Source organism: Pseudomonas frederiksbergensis (assembly GCF_035751725.1).
GTDB lineage: Bacteria > Pseudomonadota > Gammaproteobacteria > Pseudomonadales > Pseudomonadaceae > Aquipseudomonas > Aquipseudomonas frederiksbergensis_A.
In genome coordinates this window covers 181,168-204,544 of record NZ_CP142104.1, presented here as the reverse complement: position 1 = coordinate 204,544, position 23,377 = coordinate 181,168, and the positions used below count along the sequence as shown (strand labels likewise).

General features: G+C 61.0%; 21 protein-coding genes. 9 read left to right on the top strand and 12 right to left on the bottom strand.

Going from position 1 to position 23,377, the window contains the following annotated elements:
* Positions 1–2 precede the first annotated feature (2 nt).
* Both VQ575_RS00985 and VQ575_RS00980 read left to right on the top strand, forming a co-directional pair.
* A complete protein-coding gene (locus VQ575_RS00985; protein ID WP_325918879.1) occupies positions 3–986 on the top strand; it encodes a FecR family protein in 984 nt (327 codons plus the stop codon).
* Between the two features lie 85 nt (positions 987–1,071).
* Positions 1,072–3,576, top strand: coding sequence for a TonB-dependent siderophore receptor (locus VQ575_RS00980; protein ID WP_325918877.1), 2,505 nt, complete (start codon positions 1,072–1,074; stop codon positions 3,574–3,576).
* Positions 3,577–3,660: 84 nt separating this feature from the next.
* Here the strand turns inward: VQ575_RS00980 and VQ575_RS00975 are convergent, their stop codons facing one another.
* Positions 3,661–4,734 carry a fatty acid desaturase gene (locus VQ575_RS00975; RefSeq protein WP_039594196.1) on the bottom strand — a complete coding sequence of 358 codons (1,074 nt, stop codon included), beginning with the start codon at positions 4,732–4,734 and terminating at the stop codon, positions 3,661–3,663.
* A 100-nt stretch (positions 4,735–4,834) separates the two neighbouring features.
* Between VQ575_RS00975 and VQ575_RS00970 the strand changes: the two genes are divergently transcribed.
* Positions 4,835–5,839: an AraC family transcriptional regulator gene (locus VQ575_RS00970; protein ID WP_039594197.1), complete on the top strand. Its 1,005-nt coding sequence runs from the start codon at positions 4,835–4,837 to the stop codon at positions 5,837–5,839.
* Between the two features lie 153 nt (positions 5,840–5,992).
* On the opposite strand, the gene VQ575_RS00965 is transcribed toward VQ575_RS00970, so the two are convergent.
* From VQ575_RS00965 to VQ575_RS00955, 3 genes are all read right to left on the bottom strand, one after another.
* Positions 5,993–7,231 (bottom strand): type II toxin-antitoxin system HipA family toxin, encoded by a 1,239-nt coding sequence (locus tag VQ575_RS00965; RefSeq protein WP_325918876.1) that lies wholly within the window; start codon positions 7,229–7,231, stop codon positions 5,993–5,995.
* The gene (locus tag VQ575_RS00960) at positions 7,224–7,472 is read right to left on the bottom strand and encodes a helix-turn-helix domain-containing protein (RefSeq protein ID WP_039594199.1); all 249 of its coding nucleotides are present in this window, start codon (positions 7,470–7,472) and stop codon (positions 7,224–7,226) included. The genes VQ575_RS00965 and VQ575_RS00960 overlap by 8 nt, the downstream gene beginning before the upstream one ends.
* Before the next feature lie 162 nt (positions 7,473–7,634).
* Complete coding sequence (locus tag VQ575_RS00955; RefSeq protein ID WP_045154755.1) at positions 7,635–8,321, bottom strand: Crp/Fnr family transcriptional regulator; 687 nt, start codon at positions 8,319–8,321, stop codon at positions 7,635–7,637.
* 87 nt (positions 8,322–8,408) lie between these two features.
* Between VQ575_RS00955 and VQ575_RS00950 the strand changes: the two genes are divergently transcribed.
* A complete protein-coding gene (locus VQ575_RS00950) occupies positions 8,409–8,933 on the top strand; it encodes an Mpo1 family 2-hydroxy fatty acid dioxygenase (RefSeq protein WP_325918874.1) in 525 nt (174 codons plus the stop codon).
* A 101-nt stretch (positions 8,934–9,034) separates the two neighbouring features.
* On the opposite strand, the gene VQ575_RS00945 is transcribed toward VQ575_RS00950, so the two are convergent.
* From VQ575_RS00945 to oscA, 5 genes are all read right to left on the bottom strand, one after another.
* On the bottom strand, positions 9,035–10,024 hold the full coding sequence (locus tag VQ575_RS00945) for a sulfate/molybdate ABC transporter ATP-binding protein (RefSeq protein WP_039594202.1): 990 nt from the start codon (positions 10,022–10,024) through the stop codon (positions 9,035–9,037).
* 3 nt (positions 10,025–10,027) lie between these two features.
* The gene (cysW, locus tag VQ575_RS00940) at positions 10,028–10,897 is read right to left on the bottom strand and encodes a sulfate ABC transporter permease subunit CysW (RefSeq protein WP_039594203.1); all 870 of its coding nucleotides are present in this window, start codon (positions 10,895–10,897) and stop codon (positions 10,028–10,030) included.
* A 13-nt stretch (positions 10,898–10,910) separates the two neighbouring features.
* Positions 10,911–11,729: a sulfate ABC transporter permease subunit CysT gene (cysT, locus tag VQ575_RS00935; protein WP_039594204.1), complete on the bottom strand. Its 819-nt coding sequence runs from the start codon at positions 11,727–11,729 to the stop codon at positions 10,911–10,913.
* Positions 11,730–11,787: 58 nt separating this feature from the next.
* Entirely contained in the window at positions 11,788–12,801 is a 1,014-nt protein-coding gene (locus VQ575_RS00930; RefSeq protein ID WP_198727258.1) for a sulfate ABC transporter substrate-binding protein, read from the bottom strand.
* A 126-nt stretch (positions 12,802–12,927) separates the two neighbouring features.
* Positions 12,928–13,110, bottom strand: a complete 183-nt coding sequence (gene oscA, locus VQ575_RS00925) for a sulfur starvation response protein OscA (RefSeq protein ID WP_030138496.1) — start codon at positions 13,108–13,110, stop codon at positions 12,928–12,930.
* Positions 13,111–13,601: 491 nt separating this feature from the next.
* Between oscA and VQ575_RS00920 the strand changes: the two genes are divergently transcribed.
* From VQ575_RS00920 to VQ575_RS00910, 3 genes are all read left to right on the top strand, one after another.
* Positions 13,602–13,985, top strand: coding sequence for a DUF6124 family protein (locus tag VQ575_RS00920; protein WP_198727256.1), 384 nt, complete (start codon positions 13,602–13,604; stop codon positions 13,983–13,985).
* Between the two features lie 199 nt (positions 13,986–14,184).
* Positions 14,185–15,594 (top strand): PAAR domain-containing protein, encoded by a 1,410-nt coding sequence (locus tag VQ575_RS00915; RefSeq protein WP_325918872.1) that lies wholly within the window; start codon positions 14,185–14,187, stop codon positions 15,592–15,594.
* Complete coding sequence (locus tag VQ575_RS00910) at positions 15,591–15,980, top strand: hypothetical protein (protein ID WP_198726959.1); 390 nt, start codon at positions 15,591–15,593, stop codon at positions 15,978–15,980. The genes VQ575_RS00915 and VQ575_RS00910 overlap by 4 nt, the downstream gene beginning before the upstream one ends.
* 79 nt (positions 15,981–16,059) lie before the next feature.
* Here VQ575_RS00910 and dibA read toward each other — a convergent pair whose 3' ends face one another.
* On the bottom strand, positions 16,060–17,964 hold the full coding sequence (dibA, locus tag VQ575_RS00905; RefSeq protein ID WP_039594209.1) for a phosphodiesterase DibA: 1,905 nt from the start codon (positions 17,962–17,964) through the stop codon (positions 16,060–16,062).
* A 145-nt stretch (positions 17,965–18,109) separates the two neighbouring features.
* Here dibA and desA point away from each other — a divergent pair, with 145 nt between their 5' ends.
* Positions 18,110–19,294 carry a delta-9 fatty acid desaturase DesA gene (desA, locus tag VQ575_RS00900; RefSeq protein WP_039594210.1) on the top strand — a complete coding sequence of 395 codons (1,185 nt, stop codon included), beginning with the start codon at positions 18,110–18,112 and terminating at the stop codon, positions 19,292–19,294.
* A 299-nt stretch (positions 19,295–19,593) separates the two neighbouring features.
* Positions 19,594–20,583 carry a GGDEF domain-containing protein gene (locus VQ575_RS00895; RefSeq protein ID WP_039594211.1) on the top strand — a complete coding sequence of 330 codons (990 nt, stop codon included), beginning with the start codon at positions 19,594–19,596 and terminating at the stop codon, positions 20,581–20,583.
* Positions 20,584–20,644: 61 nt separating this feature from the next.
* Here VQ575_RS00895 and VQ575_RS00890 read toward each other — a convergent pair whose 3' ends face one another.
* Both VQ575_RS00890 and gabT read right to left on the bottom strand, forming a co-directional pair.
* Entirely contained in the window at positions 20,645–21,859 is a 1,215-nt protein-coding gene (locus VQ575_RS00890; protein ID WP_039594212.1) for an HDOD domain-containing protein, read from the bottom strand.
* Positions 21,860–22,008: 149 nt separating this feature from the next.
* Entirely contained in the window at positions 22,009–23,286 is a 1,278-nt protein-coding gene (gene gabT, locus VQ575_RS00885) for a 4-aminobutyrate--2-oxoglutarate transaminase (RefSeq protein WP_325918871.1), read from the bottom strand.
* Positions 23,287–23,377: the final 91 nt, after the last annotated feature.

The window sequence follows — 23,377 nt, the reverse complement described above, 5'->3', positions numbered from 1 at the left end:
CGATGGAACAACCATCGCGCGGTCGCGGCCCGTCGCAGCAGGTGGTCAAGCAAGCGATCCATTGGCTGCTGCGCCTGCGTAACCATGCCGCCAACCCGATCCTGCGCCAACAGTGCGACGCTTGGCGCATCGCCCATCACGATCACGAGTTGGCCTGGCAACGGGTGCAGTCGCTGCACAGCGAACTCAGTTCCAACCTGCGCGCCGTGCCCGGTGCTCATATTGCCCTCGACACCCTGGAAACCAGCGCCCAGCGCCTCGGCCGGCGCCAGGCCCTGAAGCTGTTGTCCGGCGTTGCCGTGGTGGGGGCCGCCGCGTGGTTGGGCAAGGACCTGGGCTGGCAGCCATGGAATGCCGACTTCGCCACTGCCACGGGCGAACGACGCGGCTTCCAACTGCCGGACGGCACACGACTTGAACTCAACACCTACAGCGCCGCCGACCTCGACTACACCGCCAGCCAACGCCTGATCACACTGGCGCGCGGCGAAATCATGGTCACCTGCGGTCGTGATCCCGAGCGCCCGCTGCTGGTGAAAAGCCAAGAAGGTCTGTTCGAAGGGCTGGCGGGACGCTTCGTCGTGCGCCAGGACAGTGGCTGCACGCGCCTGACTGTCACCAGCGGCCGGGTCGCCATTGGCTCGCATCGTGGCAGCGATGGCGCGCCGATCCAAGTGGAGGCCGGGCAAAGCTACCTCGTCAGCGCAACGACAGCGACCTTGGCGCCGCCCCAGGACATGGACGCCGGCGCCTGGGCGGACGGGTTGATCGTCACGCGCAACATGCGCCTGGAAGACTTCCTCAACGAGGTCGGCCGCTACCGTCGGGGCTACTTGAAATGCGCCGCTTCGATCGCCGACCTGCGCTTGTCGGGCGTCTTTCGCCTGGACGACATCGACAAGATGCTGGCCGTGCTTCCCCGCACGCTGCCTGTGCAACTGCATTATCGAACCCGCTGGTGGGTCACGGTGGAACGTGCGGCCTGATTTTTTTGGCGGGTTTTGCGAAGGCGTCCGGCTAGGACTGTAAGCAACGCTTATCTGCCTTCAGCGACTCCAACGGAAACCCATAATGACTGAGCGCGTAACCTTCAAGACCTCCTTCGGCCGTTCCTCGCAAACCAGCCTCTTGCGCCAGGCCGTCCGCGCCGCGCTGCTGAGCACCGCGCTGGGCGCCAGTGCCGTGCCGATGCTGGCTACCGCCGCGCAGGACGGCGTCACCGCCAGCCGCCAGAGCTACAACATTGCCGCAGGTCCCTTGGACGAGGTGCTGAACCAGTTCGCGCGCCAGGCCGGGATCACCCTGGCAAGCACCCCAGGGCAAACCGCTGGCCGCCAGTCGCCGGGCCTCAAAGGTGAGTATTCGGCAGACCAGGCCTTGGATCAATTGCTCAACGGCTCGGGCTTGATTGCGGTCGGCCAGGAGGGCAGTGGGTACGTATTACAAACCCAGGCCGTGGACGGCACACTGGCGCTGCCGACCACCGACGTCAAGGGCTTCGCCCTGGGTAACGCCCTGGGCAGCATGGCGGGCTACAACGCCACCCACAGCCAAGTCGCGACGAAAACCAGTACCGCCCTGCGCGAGACGTCGCAAAGCGTATCGGTGGTGACGCGCGAACAAATGGACGACCAAGGCGCGCAGACCGTGTCCCAGGCGATGCGCTACACCCCTGGCGTGCTGACCAACCCCTACGGCGCGACCCATCGCTACGACTACGTGGCCATGCGCGGCTTCAACGACGGCTCGGTGGACAACATCTACCTCGACGGCCTCAAGTCCATGGGCGACAGCGGCACCTACAGCTCCATGCAAGTCGATCCGTATTTCCTCGAGCGGGTCGATATCCTCAAAGGCCCGTCCTCGGTGCTGTATGGCCGCAGTTCTCCGGGTGGCCTGGTGGCGCTCACCAGCAAGAAGCCGCTTTACGAGGCATACCATCAGGTCCAGGCCACCGTCGGCACCCAGGGGCAGCGCGGCGTGGGCTTCGACTTCAGCGGGCCGGTGGACGATGAAAAACGCATCGCCTATCGCCTGATCGGCCTGGCGGACACCTCCGACACCCAGTTCGATCACAACAAGGAAAAGCGCTTCACCCTGGCGCCCACCGTCAGCATCGACTTCACCGAGGACACCTCGCTGACCCTGCAAGCCTACCTGCAGCACGAACCCGACGGCGGCTACCACGGCGGCGTGCCGGCCGATGGCGCGTTGCACAAGCGCAATGGCCGGCGGATCTCGGAAAACTTCTTCGAAGGCGAGCCCGGCGTCGACGTTTACGAACGTGACCAGCAATCGTTCGGTTATCAATTCGAACACCGTTTCAACGATGTCTTCACCGCCCGGCAGAACTTCCGCTACCTGGACTCAGACGTCACCAACAATCAGGTCTACGCCTATGACTGGACCACGCCGACCAGCAACGAGCTGAATCGCTATTACACGGGTGCCGAAGAAAAGCTGCATTCATTCATCGTCGACAACATGCTGCAGGCCGAATTCTTCACCGGTGCCACCAAGCACACGGTGCTGATGGGTGCGGACTACCAGCGGCGCAAGACCGTGGTCGATTGGACCAGCGGCAGCCTCGCCCCGATCAACGCCTTCGACCCGGTCTATGGCAACTCAGCCATCACTTACTTCAGCCCGACCAGCTACGTGCGGCGCCTTGAGCAGACCGGCGTCTATCTGCAAGACCTCATCGAAATGGACAAGTGGCGCTTCTCCCTGGGCCTGCGCCAGGATTGGGTCGAGACCTCGGATGAAAACCGCATCGCCGAATTCGGTCGCCCCGAAGGCACCGAGATCAATGACAAGCGCACCAAGCTCACCGGTCGCGTCGGGGCGCTGTACCTGTTCGATAACGGCCTGGCGCCGTACATCAGCTATTCGGAGTCGTTCAACCCCAACTCCTACGCCGACAGCGCCGGCAATCCGCTGGCGCCCACCGACGGCAAGCAATGGGAACTGGGCTTGAAGTACCAACCGCCAGGCACGGATGATTTGTACACCGCCTCGCTGTTCCGCATCGACCAGGAAAACCTCGCGACCAAGCTGCCCCAGGAAAACTTCTATCGCGCCGTCGGCGCCGTTCGCTCCCAAGGCCTGGAGCTGGAAGCGCACGTGCAGTTGACCGAACAGTTCAAGGTGCTGGGCAGCTACACCTTTACCGATATCGAATATTCGAAATCGATGATCAGCACCCTGAGCACGCCCACCGACATCATCGAAAACAAAGGCAACTCACCGACCCAGGCCCCACGCCACATGGCCTCGGTGTGGGCCGACTACAAGTTCGACAGCGGCACGCTCGATGGCCTGCGACTGGGCGGCGGCGTGCGCTATGTGGGCGCCAGCTGGGTCGACGCGGAGAACACCATGAAGGTGCCTTCGTACACGCTGTTCGATGCGTCGGTGGGGTATGACCTGGGCAAGGTCGGCTTGAAGGGCGTAGATGTGCGCTTGAACGCCAACAACCTGACCAACGAAACCTACATCGCCTCGTGCGCCAGCCTGAGCTTTTGCTACATGGGTGAAGAGCGCAACGTGGCGGCTACGGTGAGTTATCAGTTCTGACTGGTTCTCAGACCTGATTCATTCCCTGTGGCGGGGGAGCTTGCTCCATCGCCACAGGTTTACCTTCGCTCATAGAGGGAGCGATCAGGCCTGAACCGTCTCCGCCTTTTCCCTCGCGACACCGTCCTCGCCCGCAAACCGATTCGCCCGCCCGAACGTGCCGTAATCGTTGAACCGCACGCCCATCTCCCGCATCACCTGATGCGCCACCGGCACCGTCAGTTGCCGAATGTAGAACGGCTCCTTCACGACGAAGTGGTGGATGCCATGGCTACTGCCGAAGTTAAAGCAGAACGCCTGCAGCGGCCACAACCACCAAGGGTTCAACACCTGGGTCTGCTGGATGACATTGCCCGGCTCGATGTCGCCGTAGTAGTGCATGTTCGAACTGATGAAGTGCAGGCAAAAGGTGCGCAGCACATTCGGGCCGATGATCACCACCGCCGCGATGTCGATCACCTGCATCGTCGCCAAGGTACTGGCCGACCAGTCGATGGGGCTGCCAAGCAACCCGGCCACGGCGTTGGCGCCATGGAAACCGAGGAACACGTACCAGGCGCCCCAGTGCAACAGCGCCAGCGGGAAGTACACCTTCAACGTGCGCTTGAGAATGCTGCGCTTGTGCGCCCAGGTCTTGGCTCGCAGCAGGCGGATGAACGCCGACATCACGTTGTCACCCACCATCAGCAAACGCGCCAATCCCCACGGTTCGCCGTTGGTGATGGCGCGTTCTTCCATGTCCGCTTCGCTGCCGGAAACCTTGTGATGGTTGAGGTGCAGGTGGCGGCGGATCCACGGGTTGATGGTGCTCGGCCGCGCCAGCCACACCAGGCCCATCATCAGGTTATGGGACATGCGCTGCTTGCGGAAATACATGCTGTGGATCAGGTCATGCTCCAGCTCGTGGGTCAGGGAAGCGAAAAAAGCGTTGAGCAAGAGGCAGGCCCAACCGGCCAGCTCGCCGTTGATGTAGAGCAGCGCCGAGCCGATCATCCCCGCCAGGGCGAACGCCAGGATGCCCGCGCCCAACGCGTCCTGGTGCCGCAGGATCGGGTAGCGCCGGCGCAGTTCTTCGCCCCGGGCCAGGACAACCTGGCGGATGTGGGCGGCTCGCTGTTGTGCATTCAATCGCTCGGGGCTTGCGCAAGTGCCGTGCATGGCTTACATCCTCTGTTAACGATGTGCTCATCCTGCCGGGCGTTGTCCCATCGGGTGGTAGCCGTAAACGCCAACCTGTTGACCGCAAGCGCCAATTGTCATGACCGAACCCACCTCCCTCGCCAGCTGGACCCGCGCCCTGCGCAAGCAGCTCGATGCGCTGGGCCTGGACAGCCAAGCCTTATGCGTGGAGGCGGGCCTGGACCCGGTGTTGATGGACGACCCGAACGCCCGCTACCCGCTCTCGGCCACCACGCGCCTGTGGACGTTGGCGGTGCAGGCCAGCGGCGACCCGGCGATCGGCCTGCGCGTGTCGCGCTTCGTCAGCCCCACCACGTTCCATGCGCTGGGCTACGCCCTGGTGGCCAGCGGCAGTTTGCGCGAAGTATTCGAGCGGATCGTGCGGTATCACCCGGTGGTCAGCGATGCGCTGACCTTGCAACTGAGCCGCGGCGAAGACCGCTATCGCTTCAGCCTCGATGTGCCGACGGGACGTCCCGCCCCCGCCTTCGAAGCCATCGACGCGTTTGCCGCGATCTATGTGCGTACCTGCCGCAACCGGCTGGGCCGCGACTACGCACCGCTGGCGGTCTACCTGCGCCGCCCGGAACCGCTGGACCCCAGCCCATGGCACAAGGTGTTTCGCGCACCGGTGCATTTCGATGCCGGCCAGGACAGCCTGGAATTCAATCTGGTGGATTTCGACAGCCACCTGGACGACGCGAACCCGGAGCTGGCCGAACACAACGAAACCGTGCTCAAGCGCACCCTCGCCCAGCTCCAGCCGCTGACCTGGGAACGCAAGGTCCGCGCCGCCATCGAAGCCCAGTTGCCCGAAGGCGAACCCAGCGCCGAACGCATCGCCCAGACCATGCACCTGAGCCTGCGCAGCCTGCAGCGACACCTGGCAGACGAGGGCTGCCGCTTCGACGCGCTACTGAACGAATGCCGGGAGAATCTGGCGCTGCTGCATTTGCGCGATCCACAGTGCTCACTGAGCGAGGTCAGCTATCTGCTCGGCTTTGCCGACACCAGCAGCTTCAGCCGCGCATTCAAGCGCTGGACGGGCATGACGCCGGGGCAGTTCCGGGATGGGTTGCGTTAAGGATTTTCAGTGCCGGGCAGGGCCCTATCGCGAGCAAGCTCGCTCCCACATTGGAAGCGGTGTGACCGCAATAGCTGCGACAACACCAAGCCCCTGTGGGCGAGCTTGCTCGCGATGACCTTCGCCCAGAGAACCCAAGCCCTGTGGCGAGGGTCAGTCGGCGCTGGGTTTAAGGCTGCGTGCAAGGCCCGATGTCCAAGCGTCGACCATTGCTTCCCCTGTCGCTCGGAACGGCTGATGACTATTCATGTAGCGACGCATTTCGACCAAGGCGATATCCATTCCATGAACCACCTGCTCCAACAATTCCTTGCAGCGCTTCTCTGTCAAGTTGCAGGCTGAGCGACCAAACCCCATCAGCATCTTATATTTCGGCCACGCTTTGGAGCCGCCCAGCAGGAGCGCCATGTTGTCATTACGAATGTAAACCGCAGTACTGACCAGGTCGTAGGCGGGTGCGAGCCTGATAGATGCGTCAGCGCCACAGTGGTCATAGAGCACCCCGAAATTCTTCAGGTGCGCATCACCATTTTTCAAACCAGCCGAAAGCGCCACGATTTTAAACAGAGACTCCAGCGCCTGATTGAGCTTATGAGGTGAAACGTACGCCTTGATCTGCCGGGCCGCGCCTTCATACGAACCGTCGTATTTGGTTTTAGAAGGAGAGCCGTTGAGCACACAGAAGTCCTCAAAGCCCAGGTATTCGCCAGCGCGTGATAAATCAAAACGCTTCACGATCAGAAATTTACCGCGTTCACTGAGCTCGAACTCCGGCACCTCAAGCCCTGCATGCAATGCGGCCCGCATACAAAAAAACTCGTTGGCGGCCAGCTCGGGAAACTCGTCCGCGCGAAAAGCCTTGATCAGGTGTGTGGCACCCCGGTGGGTCAAGCGATCGACTGTCGATGCGCTATCGCGTATGAGTACCTTGGGTTGTACGCCGGACACGCCCGAATACTGCCCATAGGTGTTCAGCAGATCGTCGAACAACCCCTCGGCCCCGTCGTGTACAAGCAAGTCAGCCAGGCTGGTTTCAGGCGGCCCGGCCGGAATCTCCAGACGACCAATGCCCACCCGACCCAATTGATGAGGCCCCACGATGGCAAGCATGGCGAAGTCGTCAAAGCCTCGTACCGCTTTGCTGAAGCGGCGAACCAACTCATCACGCAAGGCACCTTCCGGCAGGTTCATCTCAAAAATGGGTGGTACGCCGGGTGCCCATGCGTAGCCTTCAAGACGCACCGGCATGGTCAGCGAAACCGACTGCTCCTCTTGCGCCCCCGTGGAATAGGCAAACACAGATTCACTGCGCTGCTGGCCCCGCCCAAGAACGCCAACCGCTGTTTTACTGATGGTGACTTGCAACCTGTCCAGGCCTTGCTCGTCAGCCATGGAAAGCATCCTTTTTCAGTGAGTCGAGCGTGGGACGTTTCGCAGGGCGAGCGACAGCTGTCAACTCGTAGCCAAAACCGTTGAGGATCGCTTCGACCTTGCGGATACCGACTTCCGCAATCGTGTTGTTTTCGATGCCGGAAATCGTGGCACGGCTCATGCCGTACTGCGCGGCCAATGCCTGCTGGGAGAGGCGGTGTTCTTTTCGAAGTCGCCTTATCAAATCGCCGAGGTTTTCCATCGTACTTTCCGCATCATATACAGTGCATGTCTATCAAATTTAACGATATGCACTGTATTTAATTCATATTTATCGTGAAGTGTAGCGCATAAACATGTGTGTGGGAGCTTGCTCGCGACGCCCTTCGCCCAGACAACCCTCGCCACGGATGCCGCGTCGGATTCAAATCGTGGTCAATGCCCGCAACCCCTCGATGTCTAGAATCTCGATCTCGCCATATCCCAGATGAACAATGCCCTGCCCCTGCAAATCCTTGAGGATCTGGTTGGTGGTCTGGCGCGACAGGGAAAGCATCAGCGCCAGTTGTTCCTGGGGCAGTTGCAAGATCCGGCGCGCCGAATCGATTTCGCCGTAGCCCTCGGCGATCATCAGCAGGCGGTGGGCCAAGCGGGCCGGGGCGGGCATCAGGCTCAAGTGTTCGAGATTGATGAACGTCAGGCGCAGCTTGTGGCTCATCAGCAAGGCAAGATGGCGCCAATACACGGGTTGTTCTTCCAGGAAGGCCAATAGCGCAGCCTGTGGCACATGCAGCAACGAACATTGCCCGACGCCCGCCGCATCATGGGTTCGCGGCTGCCCATCGAACAGGCAGATTTCACCGAACCAATGAGGCGCCTCCACCACGCTCAGCAGCGCTTCCTTGCCCTGCTCGCTGACCGCGCCGATGCGCACCGCGCCTTCAAGCACCGCGTACAAGCCGCAGGGCGAATCGCCGCGCTTGAACAACAACTGCCCCGGCGCCAGGCGGCGCACCCGCGACATGCCCAGCAGACTATTCTGTAACTCAGCAGGCAGGTGGCTGTACCAATGGCCGGTCAGCAGATGCGTGTGCCAGGGGTGCGAATTCATGGAAACTCCGGGACAAGTGTCGGCTAGCTGACAGAGCGCCTCGTGAAACCTGTTCATCATGAAGGCATCACCTCAGGAGGAACAACAATGAAAAGCCTCGTCGATCACCTCAGTCAATACGCGGCCTACCACCGCGACCCGCGCAATATCGCCAGCCACTTCATCGGCATCCCGCTGATTTTTGTCGCCGTCGCGGTATTGCTGTCACGGCCGGGATGGCCGGTTGGCGCGGTCCTGGTTTCTCCCGCGCTGCTGATGGCCGTGGCGAGTGCCTGGTTCTATCTGCGCCTGGAATTGCGCCTGGGTGTGCTGATGACCGTGCTGCTGGGTCTCGCCGTCTGGCTGGGCCAGGTGCTCGCCGCGCAAAGCACAGCGCTATGGCTGGCCAGCGGCCTGGGCATGTTCGTGGTGGGCTGGGTGATCCAGTTTGTCGGTCACTACTACGAAGGGCGCAAACCGGCGTTCGTCGATGACCTCACCGGCTTGGTCGTCGGGCCGTTGTTCGTGGTGGTCGAGGCGGGATTCATGCTGGGCATGCGCCATGATCTCAAGCAGCAAATCGAGGCGCAGGCGGGGCCGGTAAGAATCAATCCGAAGCGAGCGGCTGCCTGAGGCCGCCTTCGCGAGCAGGCTCGCCCCCACAGCGGATCTGCGCCGTACACAAATCCCTTGTGGAAGCGAGCCCAGCTCCGGGCGGCGTTCCGACGAAGCCTTTAAAGATTGGACACCTTCTGCCAGACCTTCGGCTTGAAGAACAACGTCTCGCCCTTCGCCAACCCCACCAGGCTGTCGTGGTCCTTCACCACTTCGGCCTCGATCAGTTCGCTCTGGCCCTCCACCTTCAACGTCACCCGGGTGGTGGCGCCGAGCGGGCGGATGTCGCGCACTTCGGCGGCGTGGTGGTCTTCCAGTTCCGAACGCGACAACGAGACTTCATGAGGACGGAACAGCACATGCCGGTCCTCCCCCAAATGCAGGCGGTTCGAGTCGCCGAGGAAGTGGTAAACAAAGTCGCTGGCCGGGTTTTCGTAGACGTCTCCTGGTGAGCCGATCTGCTCGATCACGCCCTTGTTCATCACCACGATCCGGTCGGCGACTTCCATGGCCTCTTCCTGGTCGTGGGTCACGAACACCGAGGTCAGGTTGATGTCCTCGTGCAACCGCGCCAGCCAGCGGCGCAGTTCCTTGCGGACCTTGGCGTCGAGGGCGCCGAACGGTTCGTCCAGCAGCAATACCTTGGGCTCGACCGCCAGGGCACGGGCCAGGGCGATACGCTGGCGCTGGCCACCGGACAACTGCTCCGGGTAGCGGTCGGCGAGCCAGTCCAGTTGGACCATGTTCAGCAGTTCGTGGACCTTGGCCGCGATCTGGCTTTCGTTCGGGCGCTGGCCCTTGGGTTTCATGCGCAGGCCGAAGGCGACGTTGTCGAACACCGTCATGTGGCGGAACAAGGCGTAGTGCTGGAACACGAAACCGACGTTGCGATCACGCACGTCGTGGCCGGAGACGTCCTCGCCGTGGAAGACGATATTGCCCTGATCCGGCGTCTCGAGGCCGGCAATGATTCGCAGCAACGTGGTCTTGCCGCAACCCGATGGCCCGAGCAGCGCCACCAACTCGCCGCTCTGGATGTCCAGGCTGATGTCGTCCAGGGCCCTGAAGGCGTTGAAATTCTTGCTGACGTTACGGACTTCGATCGACATGACTTATTCCTCCGCGGCGCTGTCGCGCAGGCGGTTGATTCGGTTTTCGCTCCACTGCTTGAGCAGCAGGATGAAGAGCGCCAGGATCAGCAACAGGCTCGCCACGGCGAACGCGGCCACGTGGTTGTATTCGTTGTAGAGGATCTCGACGTGCAGCGGCAGGGTGTTGGTCACCCCGCGAATGTGCCCGGAGACCACCGACACCGCGCCGAACTCACCCATGGCCCGGGCGGTACACAGCACCACGCCATAGATCAGGCCCCACTTGATGTTCGGCACGGTGACATGCCAGAACATCTGCCAGCCATTGGCGCCCAGCAGGCGCGCGGCCTCTTCTTCCTGGGTGCCTTGTTCCTGCATCAGCGGGATCAGTTCGCGGGCCACGAACGGCACGGTGACGAAGATGGTCGCCAGGACGATGCCCGGCAGCGCGAACACGATCTGGATATCGTGATCCTGCAGCCACGGCCCGAACAGGCCCTGGGCGCCGAACATCAGCACGTAGACCAGGCCCGCGATCACCGGCGACACCGAGAACGGCAGGTCGATCAGCGTCACCAGCATGCTCTTGCCGCGGAATGAATACTTGCTCACGCACCACGCGGCACTGACGCCGAACACCAGGTTCAGGGGCACCGAAATCAACACCGCGAACACGGTGAGCTTGAGCGCCGACAATGCGTCAGGCTCGAAGATTGCCGCGAAGAAAGTCCCAAGGCCGGACTTCAAGCCCTGGGACACCACAATGAACAACGGCAGCAGTAAAAACAGCGCAAAAATCAGCCAGCCGAGGCCGATCAGCACGCGCCGCGACGTCGCGCTGCCGCGACGGGCGGCGTTGGTGGAGGCTGCGGAAATAGACGATTGGGACATGGTTCGCGCCTCCTTATGGGGTTTCGATGCGCCGCTGCAACAAGTTGATCAGCAGCAACAGGACGAAGGAAACCACCAGCATCAGCACGCCGATGGAGGTGGCGCCGGTGTAGTCGTATTGGTCGAGCTTGACCATGATCAGCAGCGGCAGGATCTCGGTTTTCATCGGCATGTTGCCGGCGATGAAAATCACCGAACCGTACTCGCCCACGCCTCGGGCAAAGGCCAGGGCGAAGCCGGTCAACCAGGCTGGCAACAATGCCGGCATCAGGATATGGCGGAACACCTGCCACGGTTTCGCGCCAAGGCAAGCGGCGGCTTCTTCGACTTCACGGGGAATGTCGGCCAGCACCGGCTGCACCGTGCGCACCACGAACGGCAGCGTCACGAAGGTCAGCGCCAGGGTGATGCCCAGCGGAGTGTAGGCGATCTTGAAACCCAGGTCGGTGGCAAACTGGCCAACCAGGCCGGTCGGCGCGTACAACGCCGTCAGCGCGATACCGGCCACGGCGGTGGGCAAGGCGAACGGCAGGTCGATCATCGCGTCGATGATCTTGCGGCCGGGGAAGGTGTAGCGCACCAGCACCCAGGCCAGCAACGTACCGATCACGCCGTTGATGATCGCGGCGTACAGCGCGGTGCCGAAACTGAGCTTCAAGGCAGCCAGTACCCGCGGCGCCGAAATGATCGCCCAGAACTGTTCCCAGGTGAGTTGGGCGGCGTGCACGAACATCGCCGCCAAGGGTATGAGCACAATCAGACTGAGGTACACCAGGGTGTAGCCCAGCGTCAGCCCGAAGCCGGGTATGACGGGGGATATGCGACGCGACATAAAGGTCCTTGGTTGTGTGGCAAGCTCCCTCGCCACAATGAATCCGGGTCTGTTGAGCTTACTGCGCCTGATAGATCTGGTCGAACACACCGCCATCGTTGAAGAATTTCGGCTGGGCAGTCTTCCATCCGCCGAAGTCCTTGTCGATGGTCACCAGTTCCACCTTCGGGAACTGCCGGGAATACTTGGCGGCCACGTCCTTGTCACGCGGGCGATAGTAATTCTTCGCGGCGATTTCCTGCCCGGCCGGGCTGTACAGGTGCTTGAGGTACGCTTGGGCGATCTCGGCATTACCCTTTTTCTCGGCATTCCTGTCCACCACCGCCACCGGCGGTTCGGCGAGGATCGACAGCGACGGCACGACGATGTCGAACTTGTCGGCGCCGCCGTCTTCTTTCAGCGCCAGGAACGCTTCGTTTTCCCAGGCCAGCAACACGTCACCCTGACCGTTATTGACGAACGTGATGGTCGAGCCACGGGCACCGGTGTCGAGGATCGGCACGTGCTTGAACAGCGCTTGCACGTATTCCTTGGCCTTGGCTTCGTCGCCACCATTGGCTTTCAGGCCGTAGGCCCAGGCCGCGAGGAAATTCCAGCGAGCGCCGCCGGAGGTCTTCGGGTTCGGCGTGATGACCGACACGTCATCCTTGATCAGGTCGCCCCAGTCCTTGATGCCCTTGGGATTGCCCTTGCGCACCAGAAACACGATGGTCGAGGTGTAGGGTGTGCTGGCGTCCGGCAGGCGTGTTTGCCAGTCCGTCGGCAGGGACTTGCCCAGCTTGGCGATTTCGTCGATGTCGCCGGCCAGGGCCAGGGTCACCACATCGGCGCGCAGGCCATCGATCACCGCGCGGCCCTGCTTGCCCGAACCGCCATGGGACTGCTGGATTTTCACCGTGTCGTCCGGATGCGCTTTCTTCCAGAAGCTGGCGAATTCGGCATTGTATTCCTGATAGAGCTCGCGGGTCGGGTCGTAGGACACGTTGAGCAACTCGTAATCCTTGGCAACCGCGGAACCTGCAAAAACAGCGCTGGCCAGGGCGGCCAAGGCATAACGGCGAATCGACGACATGGTGAAAGCTCCTGGAATTCTGGTTTTTATGGCTTCTGGAATCGGCTGGCTTGCAGGAAGGATCGCCGCCTGCGACAGCTCCCGCGACAAAGCCCCCTGCTGGGAGCTGCCGCAGGCGGCGATCCTTTAACTCGGTTTCTGACTCGGTTGCTGCAGGCGGAATTTTTCCTTGCGCTCGATCTGCACCACCTGCGCGTTGTGCACGGTGATCTCCACCGCGCCAAAGCGTAGATCGCGCAAGGCGCTCTGGATCTCGCGCAAAATGGTTGCTTCGTCCTGTCCGTCAACGCTACGTAGAGATGCGCTCATGCTGCTGCTCCTTGAGTTGAATGCCTGGCAGTGGGCGGCACTGCTTGCGGCGTGGGAGCAATACTAGATAAGTGCTGATATTCTTAAAAAGACTATTTAAGAATTTTTATATAACCAAAATAACAAGCCAAATTGGGAGTCCTACGGCGGGTCTGATTGCGGGTCTTTTGCCCTGCCATATCGTCGGAGATTTCCTTCAAACCGTGGTGCCGTTGATGAACTAGGCAGCACTGCCGAGCGCCGCTAACCTCTGCTCGTCATCGCAAAAAACGGTGACACGGACGTGCAAGTCCGGTACATATCGGCGCGCAACTGCTACGTCAACGGCTCATGCTCGTATTGGCGTATTTATGGCGGCTGCGCGCGGGAGACTCTCGAGGTCTGCCGGGGTCCGATATGCCCGGTCTTGCACACCCGCGCACAGCTGCCACCTCTTCGGTGCAACGAAAGGTGCCAGCATTCATTTAAATTACATATCGGGTAATTCAATCATGTTCAAAGTAACGCCAAATCCGCCGAAAGACGGCCATAAATCCCGCGTCGAAAAACTCGAAGAACAACGCCTCGAAGACGCCACCAACCGCGCCCTCGACTACTACCTCAAGCCCAAACCCGGCTCACCGCCGCAACCCGACAAAGACCAACTCTTCATCGTCTCCCCGCACATCGACACCGAAACCCTGCTCGCCAACGCCTCCGAAGACCTGCTCTCCATCAGCACCATCGCCGCCGACCTGGCCGACGACATCGACGAATCACGCCGCTGCGTCGCCCTGGCGATCAGTCGCATGGCCGATGGGGTGCAGTTGTTGGTCGAGCGGGCGTTGGATCATCTGGAAACGCAGGGGATGGCGGCGACTGGCGCCGAGGGTTAGCGCAGGTATTGACGCAGACTGAACATCGCCATCGCGAGCAGGCTCGCTCGCTCGCGATAGCAGAGCGGCTGTCGATTTGTAGGACGCGTGACCTTGCGTTGTACGAGCTTTCCTATTCTCTCCAAATGCCCTGCCGCAGGGATTGCACCCGATCAACTCCCCATCGTTTTATGGGTCGCCTCGATGGAGGGGAAATCTAATGAGCAAGGGTTATTACATTGGGCTCGGTGACCAGACCACCTGTGGTGGGAAGGTACTGGATGGGGACGCACGCAACAGAATGAATGGTATCGCTCGTGCCCGTGAAGGTGATCCGGTTTCTTGTGGCAAGGACGGGGAGACTTATCGGATTGTGGGCGGGATATCAGGCATGACCAGCAACGGCCGGCGTAACGCCGGCTCGCTGGACAGCGTCAGCAGTTGCCCTTGTAACGCCAAGTTGATTCCATCGTTACTCTCGGCCACTTACAGAAAAGCCGGCGCTGCACCGCAAGCCGGCCGAGCCGCTGAATCGGTTTCGCAGCCCGCGAACACCGTTCCCGCTGCGTCGCGCCACTCGGGTTTTGCCCCTTCAAGCAACCCGGCATTCGCGGCATTCACCCGCATGGAACCCCAGGAACCGGGCTTCTTCGTCGTCCCTAAAAGCGTGAGCCGTGAAGCCTTGGAAGCCACGTTATTCCCCGCGCCCGACCCGCAGGTGATGCGCAAATTCCGAGCGTTGAACCCTCACCGCGATGTTGTAAAAGCCGGTTCGATGATCGTGCTGAGCGACCCGAACAATCTGCAATGCACCCGCGAAGAAGCTCAGGTGATGGCGGCAGCGGAAACGGTGAATGCTGCGCTCGAAGACCTGACAGCCGAACAAGCCGACTTCATGCACCGCTACGCGGCCGAGATTGCCAGCTTCACCGGCCAGACCTCGACCTGGCTCGGTGTCAGCGCCGTGGTGATGGAAAAACACCTGACCAGCCTGCGCGACACCCTGCAAGCCATGGAGCGCTTGCATCAGGACAGCTATCGCCAGCACGGCCATCTCAAGTCAACGCAGTTTTTTACCGAGCGCAAACTTCTGCTCGCCCAATTGGATGCTCACTTGCTGAACTCCACCCGCCTGCGCGGCCATACGACACTGGGCGATCACCCCAAGCTGAAAACCGCCCTTGGCATTTCCAGCCGTAGTCTGGTTCATCATTGGGACAAGGCTGGCGCGCCGGGGCAGATACCGGGGTATGCGACACATGTGGAGAGCATAAGTCGTGCCGCAAAATATATGCAGATGGGTGGGTATGTCGGCATTGGGATTGGTGGCGTGTCTTCAGTGCTCGCGGTACAGGAAGTTTGTAACGGAGGCTCTGAGGCGGCTTGTGAGAAAGTTAAGTTCACTGAAGGGGGAAAATTCGGCCTATCCACTTTTGGCGGTGCTTGGGGTGGAAGTATAGGTCTATCAGCCAGCGGGCCGCTCTGCTTGGTGCTTGGTGTCTCTACTGGTATTGGGGGTGTCATTTGTGTCGCGGCCGTAGTGGGCGTTGGTGCTTGGGCGGGTACAGCTGCTGGAAGTATGGGAGGCGAAAAAATAGGTGATGTTATGTACGAGATAGCTTTGCCATGACGCTGGGGGAGTTCTGGAACTCTTCGCTGTCTGATTGGATTGTGTTGGCTATGATCCCCTTGAATCTTGCGTGCTTGATGTTCAGTCTGTATCTAATTCGCCATCATTTAGACACCATGATGGACGCTTTGAAAAACAGCCGTTTCATATACCTTTGGGCCCCCGCTTGGCGGAATCGAGGCTGCTTTGGAGGATTTGTGCTGCTAAGTAAAATTGCCGGGATGGTGATATTTTCGAATGCGTATATCCGCATCGGGGATGTGGACGCCGTTGATATCAAACATTTCCCACACTATCTGAAACGTCTTCTCATCATTGATATAACGTTGATGACCTTTACTTTGGCATGGATGGGCGTTGTAGCTGCACTGATCAAGTTCAAATGAATCTATCAATACCAGCAGAACTGACGCCATCGCGAGTTGCTCGCGACGGCGTCAGTTTTGTCAGCAATTCCATGGGGGATCAGACAATAGGCGCCCGATCCCAATCCAACTGCGCCGCCGCCACCGGTCGCCCAAACCAGTACCCCTGCCCCAACTCACAAGCCTGGCCCAGCAGGAACGCCGCTTGCTCGCGCTGCTCGATGCCCTCGGCATGCACCTGCATGCCCATGCTATGGGCCAGGGCGATGATCACGCGCACGATCGCCACGTCGTCTTCGTCCCACGGCAGCCCGGCGACAAAGCCCTGGTCGATCTTGAGTTTCTGCACCGGTAGGCGCTTGAGCCGCAGCAGCGATGAATAACCCGTGCCGAAGTCATCGATGGCCAGGCGCACGCCCAATTCGCGCAAGCGGTGCATTTGTTCAAGCGCGACTTCCGGGTCTTCCATGACGGCGCTTTCGGTGACTTCCAATTCGAGGAAGGCCGGATCGAGGCCAGTCTCATGAAGTACGCGGGCGACTTGCTCGTACAATTCGCGACGGGCGAACAAGCGGCTGGACACATTGACCGCGACGAACGACAGGACCACGCCGGCCCGCTGCCACTGGCACATCTGCCGACAGGCCTGTTCCATGACCCAGGCGTCAACCTGGGCGATCAGCCCCGTACGCTCGGCGATCGGAATGAACTCGGCCGGCGAAACCAGCCCACGGATGGGATGCTCCCAACGCACGAGGGCCTCGACACCAACCAGGCGGCTGGTCGCCAGGTCGTGCACGGGTTGGTAATGCACGCGCAATTCCTGTTGCTGCAGGGCACGCCGCAGCTCGAAAGCGACCTCGACCCGTTGCTGAGCGTGAGCGGTGAGTTCTTCGGTGTACAGGGCGTAGCCATCCCGCCCGCTGCTCTTGGCCTTGAACAGGGCCGAATCGGCGTTACGCAACAATTGGCCGGCGCTGAGGGCATCGCCGGGAAACAGGCTGATACCGATGCTGGCGTTGATAAACAGCGACTGCTCGCCGAGCTGCAACGGCTCTTTCAAGGCATCGAGGATGCGCCGGGCCAATGCCGCCGCCTGCCCAGGCTGCGAGCAGTTTTCCACCAGCACCGCGAATTCGTCGCCGCCCAACCGAGCCAGGGTGATGCCCGGCGCGAACAGATCGAGAAAACGCTTGGCCACGCCTTTGAGCAATTCATCACCCACGGTGTGGCCGAGGCTGTCGTTGATGTTCTTGAAATGGTCCAGGTCCAGCAGCAGCAGTGCGCACCCGCGCTTGTGAAGCTGCGCCGACGCCACGGCCTGCTCGGTGCGATCGGAAAACAGCAGGCGATTGGGCAGGCCGGTCAGCGGATCATGATGGGCCAGGTGCGCCAGCTCATGCTCTGAATCCTTGATCGCGCTGATATCGGAAAACACCGCGACGTATTGGCTGACTTCGCCGTTGTCATCGACAACGGCACGGATGGTCTGCCATTGCGGATAGATCTCGCCGCTTTTACGGCGGTTCCAGATTTCGCCGCTCCATTCCCCGCGGCTGGACAGTGAAGCGAACATCTCCCGGTAAAACGCCTGACCATGGCGGCCCGACTTGAACAGGTTGGGTTGCCGGCCCAGCACCTCGTCGCGGGCATAACCGGTGATCGCCATGAACGCCCGATTGACATGCACGATCAGGCCTTGACGGTCCGTGACCAGGACGCCTTCGCGGGTGCAATCGAACACGGCGGCGGCCTGGCGCAATCGCTCCCGGTCGACATCGCCCCCGCCCTTCGCGAAACAACGCGCGATCCGCACCCGAGCCATGAAAATCAACCCGGCGCTGACCAGCACCCAGGCATAACCGTTGATCAGTTGCCAGCGAAGCCGGTCGGCGGAATGATCGAAGAAACTGCTCAATAAATAACCAACCAGCTGCAACCAGGCGATCGATACCACGAGGTAAAGCAGTGCCCCACGCATGGCACTGCGGTGCGAGATGGTCATGCGGCCGTCCATGTCCCTGAAATTTGACGGGATTATAGAGGAAGAAACATCCTGCCACTCTTATCTGAAAGGCCGACTGGTTTTCTCTCTCGGGCTGGTGATAATGCAACGGCAGTTTCTATTTTTATCGAGGGCCCTACAGCCTATGTGGTACGAAGGTTTTCTTGGCTTGTCGCCCTGGTCGCTGGTGGCAGTCACCCTGCTGATGACCCACGTGACGATCATCAGCGTCACGGTCTACCTGCACCGTTATTCGGCTCACCGTTCCCTTGAACTGAACGCCGGCCTCAAACATTTCTTTCGCTTCTGGCTGTGGCTGACCACGGCGCAGAACACCCGCGAGTGGACCGCCATCCACCGCAAGCACCACGCTAAATGCGAAACCGAGGATGACCCTCACAGTCCGGTCATCAAGGGCCTTTCCACCGTGCTGCGCAAAGGCGCCGAGCTGTACCGTGCCGAAGCGGAAAACCCGGAAACCCTGCGCATCTATGGCAAGAACTGCCCAGAGGACTGGATCGAACGCAACCTCTACAGCCGTTACCCGCTGCTGGGCGTGGCGATCATGGGCGTCATCGACCTGCTACTGTTCGGCACCATTGGCATCACCATCTGGGCCATCCAGATGATGTGGATTCCCGTATGGGCCGCGGGCGTGGTCAATGGCCTGGGGCATGCCGTGGGCTATCGCAACTTCGAATGCCGCGACGCGGCGACCAACCTGGTGCCTTGGGGCATCCTGATCGGTGGCGAAGAGCTGCACAACAACCACCACACCTACCCCAATTCCGCCAAGCTGTCGGTGCGCAAATGGGAGTTCGACCTGGGCTGGGCCTGGATCAAGGTGTTCAGCTTCCTGCGCCTGGCCAAGGTCCAGCGGGTCGCGCCGATCGCCCATCGGGTCGAAGGCAAGGGCCACCTGGACATGGACACGGCCATGGCCATTCTCAACAACCGTTTCCAGATCATGGCCCAGTACCGCCGGCTGGTCATTGCGCCGCTGGTCAAGCAGGAACTGGAAAAGGTCGATCACTCTGTCCGCCACCAGTTTCACCGAGCCAAACGCCTGCTGTCCCGGGAAACCAGCCTGCTGGACGACCGTCACCATGTGCGCATCCAGAACATGCTGGAGCACAGCCAGGCGCTGAAGGTGATCTACGAAAAACGCCTGGCCTTGCAGCAGATCTGGGTCAAGACCAGCAGCAACGGCCACGACATGCTCGCGGCCATCAAGGAATGGGTCCACGAAGCAGAAGCCAGTGGCATCCAGTCCCTGCGGGACTTCGCCGACCAGCTGAAAACCTACTCGCTGCGGCCAGCCACGGCCTGACCTGACCTGACCTGACCACACCATGTGGGAAGGGCTTTTTTGTGGCGAGGGAGCTTGCTCCCGCTGGGCTGCGCAGCAGCCCTTCTTTCCTTGTGAGCGCTTTGCGCTCAAGCGGGAGGAAGCTCCCTCGCCACAGATTCAATACCTGGCATCTTACGGGCTAAATCCCCCGCCCTTCGTCGCCTGAAAAGGAACTTCGCCCACAATCCCCTATCTCAAGAGCACTTCGCCATCCTGGCGGGCTTTGGAGTGAGCGCGTGCAAATCCATAGCAATGCACGTTCCTTGAGATTTGTGCCAATGGTCGATAAGAACCTACAGGATTCATCCCAGCCGCATTGGCCCGAAGCGGCGCAGACGCTCATGGCGCTGATGCATGCCCAGGGCGAAGTTGCGCGTCTGAGCGAGCGAGAGCAGCTGTTCAGTTCGCTGTTGGTCAGCGTCAATGCGGTGCTGTGGGCGTTCAATTGGGAGACCCGGCAAGTGCTGTATGTCAGCCCGGCTTACGAGCGGATTTTCGGCCGGCCCGCGGGGCTGGTCCTGGCGGATTACAACGAATGGCGTGACGCCATCTACCCGGACGATCTGGATTACGCCGAGCGCAGCCTGGCTGAAGTGCTGGTCAAAGGCGCGGTCGAAGACCGTGAGTATCGGATTATCGCCGCCGACGGCCAGATTCGTTGGCTAAGCGACAAGTGCTTCATCAACCGTCAGGCCGATCCGGGACAACCAGTGATCGTCGTCGGCATTGCCGAGGACATCACCGAAAAAAAGCTGCTCGAAAGCGAACTGCAGCGCCTGGCGACCACCGACGTATTGACCCAGAGCAGCAACCGTCGCCACTTCTTCGAATGCGCCCATCGCGAATTCGAGCAGGCACGGTTGCAAGGCACTCCCATGGCATTCCTGTTGCTGGACATCGATGATTTCAAATTGATCAACGACACCTACGGCCATCAGGAAGGCGATACGGTGTTGCAGAAGATCGCAGAGAGCGGACGGAGCGTGCTCAGGCGCGGTGACCTGTTCGGACGGATCGGCGGTGAGGAATTCGCCGCTGTGTTTCCAGGTTGCGCACCGGACATGGCGTTGCAGGTCGCAGAACGCTTGCAGCGGGAGATCCAGCGCTTGGCGTTCCGCTGCGGCGAGCAGAACTTCGGCATCACTGTCAGCCAGGGCTTGACCGGGATCACCGCCGAAGACCAGACGCTCGATAGCCTGTTCTCCCGCGCGGATGCGGCCATGTACGAGGCCAAGCGCCAGGGCAAGAACCGCATCATCGCGGCTTGATCAGACTTCACCACTTAACCGTGTGCGAGCAGGCTCGCTCCCATGCGGTTAACGGGTGGTTTTACTGGCGGCGCAATCGCATCAATTCCGGTAGCCCTATCTTCAGCAAACGCGCCGTGCGCCCCCCAGCCAGCTCTTCAAGCCCCTCATGGGATGGCAGATGGGCCAGTTGCGCGGCCATGTTCATCACCAGCGCCTCGCGGGAATAAACCCCGCCGCCGAGGCCATACACTGCCGCGATCAACTCTCGCAGTTCCAGCGGCAGGCGCCAGCGGGCGCGCAGTGCCGAGCCGAAGCCGGCGCCGAACGCTTCAAGCGAGTCCCCGATTTCCTCGGGCTCATCCAGGTCGCCCCCGGCCTGCTTCCATTCTTCCAGGCAACGCAGCAACGCCAGATCGCCCAAGCGATGCAACAGGCCGGCGCAATAGCAGCGTTCCTGCTCCAGATCGAGCAGGCGTGCCATTGTCCGAGCGTACTCTGCGGTGTGCAGCGACAATTCCCAGTAGCGTTCGGCATAGTCCGCCAGGCAAGGATCACTCAGCCGGGCGCAACGCTTGAGCGTCAAGCCCAGGATCAGATTCATGCTCTGCCCGGTACCGAGCTGGTGCAGCGCCTGGGCCAGCGTCTGTACCGGCCCGCCACCCTGATGCTGCGCGGCGCTGTTGGCGGCGGCAATCAGCACGGCGGTAATCTGCGGGTCGGCGCGAAATTCGTCTCCCAACAGCTTCAGGTCCAGGCCACCGGGATTGAGGCAACGCTTTACCGCCACTTGCACATCGGCCATCAACGGCGCGCCTTCGGCAAAATCCCGTCGACGCTCCAGGAAAGTCGCCAATGTCAGCCCAGGGCCCGGGATGGGCAAGGCATTGGAAGTATCTTCACCACTCAAGAGCAGGCCTTGCAGCCGTTGGGTCAGGTTCTCCCGGTTCAACGGTTTGGTCAGGTACGCCGTCGGCGCCAGCGGCAACACCTCGCGCACGCTGGCGCTGTCATTGCGCTGGCTAACCAGGATGAAAGGCAACGCGGGTGAGCGACGCTGCTGGCGCAAGCCGCGCAGGATGCTCAAGCCATCGACGCCCGGCAGCTCCCAGTCGGCGATGATCAAGTCATATGGGTGGTGGGCAAGCAATTCCAGGGCCTGCTTTCCTTCGCCACAGGTGTCCACCCGAGCGTCGCAGCGCACCGCTGACAACGCCTGCTCCAGCAGCTCCCTGGACGCCGGGTCGGCCTCGGCAATCAGTACACGCGGTCCAGCAGGTAAATCCACAGCCGTCATGCCGCATCGCTCCCATGTAATACATGCACCTTAGACAATAGTGGTCGTTCCAGACAGCTCAACCACATCGGGAACCTGTTCCCGGATATGAAAAAACCCGCCGAAGCGGGTTTTTTGTGGGTCAGTGCACAACTCAGAGCTCGTAAATATCAGAGTTCGGAGAAGCACTCTTCGATGATCGCCAGGCCTTTGTCCAGTTGCTCGTCCGGCGCGGTCAGCGGCACCAGCACCCGCAGGACGTTGCCGTAGGTGCCGCAGGACAGCAGGATCAAACCCTTGTCACGCGCCTTGGCAACGACTTGCGCCACAGCGGCGGCGTTCGGCTTGTGGCTGTCGCCATTTTCGAACAGCTCCACGGCGATCATCGCGCCCAGGGCACGTACTTCACCAATCACCGGATATTTCTTCTGGATATCCTTGAGGCCAGTCACCAGGCGTTCGCCCACGGCCTTGCAGCGATCCAGCAGGTGTTCTTCTTCGAACACTTCCATCACCGCCAGCGCTGCGGCACAAGCGATCGGGCTACCCGCATAGGTACCGCCCAGGCCACCCGGCGCGATGGCGTCCATGTACTCGGCCTTGCCGCAGACACCGGCCAGCGGGAAGCCGCCAGCGATGGATTTGGCGAAGGTGGTCAGGTCGGCGGCAACGCCCATCTGTTCCATGGCGAAGAAAGTACCGGTACGACCGGCACCGGTCTGCACTTCGTCAGCGATCAGCAGGATGCCGTGCTGGTCGCACAAGGCGCGCAGGCGCTTCATGAATTCCTTCGGCGCCACGTAGAAACCACCCTCGCCCTGGACCGGCTCGATGATGATGGCGGCGATGTCGCGTGGCTCGGCGTCGTTCTTGAAGATGCGTTCGATGCTGGCGATGGAGTCGTCGATGCTCACGCCATGCAGTTCGTTCGGGTACAAGGCGCGGAAGATACCGCCAGGCATCAGGCCCATGCCGGCGGAGTACGGCACGACTTTACCGGTGAGGCCCAAGGTCATCATGGTACGGCCGTGATAAGCGCCGGTGAACGCGATCACGCCGGCACGGCCAGTGGCGGCGCGGGCGATTTTCACGGCGTTCTCCACCGCTTCCGAACCGGTGGTCACCAGCAGGGTTTTCTTGGCGAAATCACCTGGGACCTTGGCGTTGATTTTTTCGCACAGTTCCACGTACGGCTCGTAGGCCAGGACCTGGAAGCAGGTGTGAGTCAGCTTGTTCAGCTGTGCGGTCACGGCGGCGATGATCTTCGGGTGCACATGGCCGGTGTTCAGCACGGCGATACCGCCAGCGAAGTCGATGAATTCACGACCTTCAACGTCGGTTACCGTGGCGTTCTTCGCCGATTCGGCGAAGATCGGGTGAATCTGGCCGACGCCACGGGGAACAGCGGCGGTGCGGCGGGCCATCAAGTCAGCGTTAGTCTTGCTCATTACAGTCCTCATTCGCCGCTCATCGGTCGGCGTGGCTCAAGGAATACATGGCGGGGAGGCAACTGCGACAGCATGCGATGATCGACTGCCG

Bases quoted from the DNA above. Each gene is read 5' to 3' on its own strand.
- VQ575_RS00985 (WP_325918879.1), top strand. From the start codon at position 3: ATGGAACAACCATCGCGCGGTCGCGGCCCGTCGCAGCAGGTGGTCAAG.
- cysT (WP_039594204.1), bottom strand. From the start codon at position 11,729: ATGTCGCGTCGCATATCCCCCGTCATACCCGGCTTCGGGCTGACGCTG.
- oscA (WP_030138496.1), bottom strand. From the start codon at position 13,110: ATGAGCGCATCTCTACGTAGCGTTGACGGACAGGACGAAGCAACCATT.
- VQ575_RS00960 (WP_039594199.1), bottom strand. From the start codon at position 7,472: ATGGAAAACCTCGGCGATTTGATAAGGCGACTTCGAAAAGAACACCGC.
- gabT (WP_325918871.1), bottom strand. From the start codon at position 23,286: ATGAGCAAGACTAACGCTGACTTGATGGCCCGCCGCACCGCCGCTGTT.
- VQ575_RS00950 (WP_325918874.1), top strand. From the start codon at position 8,409: ATGAAAAGCCTCGTCGATCACCTCAGTCAATACGCGGCCTACCACCGC.
- VQ575_RS00945 (WP_039594202.1), bottom strand. From the start codon at position 10,024: ATGTCGATCGAAGTCCGTAACGTCAGCAAGAATTTCAACGCCTTCAGG.
- VQ575_RS00965 (WP_325918876.1), bottom strand. From the start codon at position 7,231: ATGGCTGACGAGCAAGGCCTGGACAGGTTGCAAGTCACCATCAGTAAA.
- VQ575_RS00980 (WP_325918877.1), top strand. From the start codon at position 1,072: ATGACTGAGCGCGTAACCTTCAAGACCTCCTTCGGCCGTTCCTCGCAA.
- cysW (WP_039594203.1), bottom strand. From the start codon at position 10,897: ATGTCCCAATCGTCTATTTCCGCAGCCTCCACCAACGCCGCCCGTCGC.
- desA (WP_039594210.1), top strand. From the start codon at position 18,110: ATGTGGTACGAAGGTTTTCTTGGCTTGTCGCCCTGGTCGCTGGTGGCA.
- VQ575_RS00930 (WP_198727258.1), bottom strand. From the start codon at position 12,801: ATGTCGTCGATTCGCCGTTATGCCTTGGCCGCCCTGGCCAGCGCTGTT.
- VQ575_RS00975 (WP_039594196.1), bottom strand. From the start codon at position 4,734: ATGCACGGCACTTGCGCAAGCCCCGAGCGATTGAATGCACAACAGCGA.
- dibA (WP_039594209.1), bottom strand. From the start codon at position 17,964: ATGACCATCTCGCACCGCAGTGCCATGCGTGGGGCACTGCTTTACCTC.
- VQ575_RS00910 (WP_198726959.1), top strand. From the start codon at position 15,591: ATGACGCTGGGGGAGTTCTGGAACTCTTCGCTGTCTGATTGGATTGTG.
- VQ575_RS00890 (WP_039594212.1), bottom strand. From the start codon at position 21,859: ATGACGGCTGTGGATTTACCTGCTGGACCGCGTGTACTGATTGCCGAG.
- VQ575_RS00920 (WP_198727256.1), top strand. From the start codon at position 13,602: ATGTTCAAAGTAACGCCAAATCCGCCGAAAGACGGCCATAAATCCCGC.
- VQ575_RS00970 (WP_039594197.1), top strand. From the start codon at position 4,835: ATGACCGAACCCACCTCCCTCGCCAGCTGGACCCGCGCCCTGCGCAAG.
- VQ575_RS00955 (WP_045154755.1), bottom strand. From the start codon at position 8,321: ATGAATTCGCACCCCTGGCACACGCATCTGCTGACCGGCCATTGGTAC.
- VQ575_RS00895 (WP_039594211.1), top strand. From the start codon at position 19,594: ATGGTCGATAAGAACCTACAGGATTCATCCCAGCCGCATTGGCCCGAA.
- VQ575_RS00915 (WP_325918872.1), top strand. From the start codon at position 14,185: ATGAGCAAGGGTTATTACATTGGGCTCGGTGACCAGACCACCTGTGGT.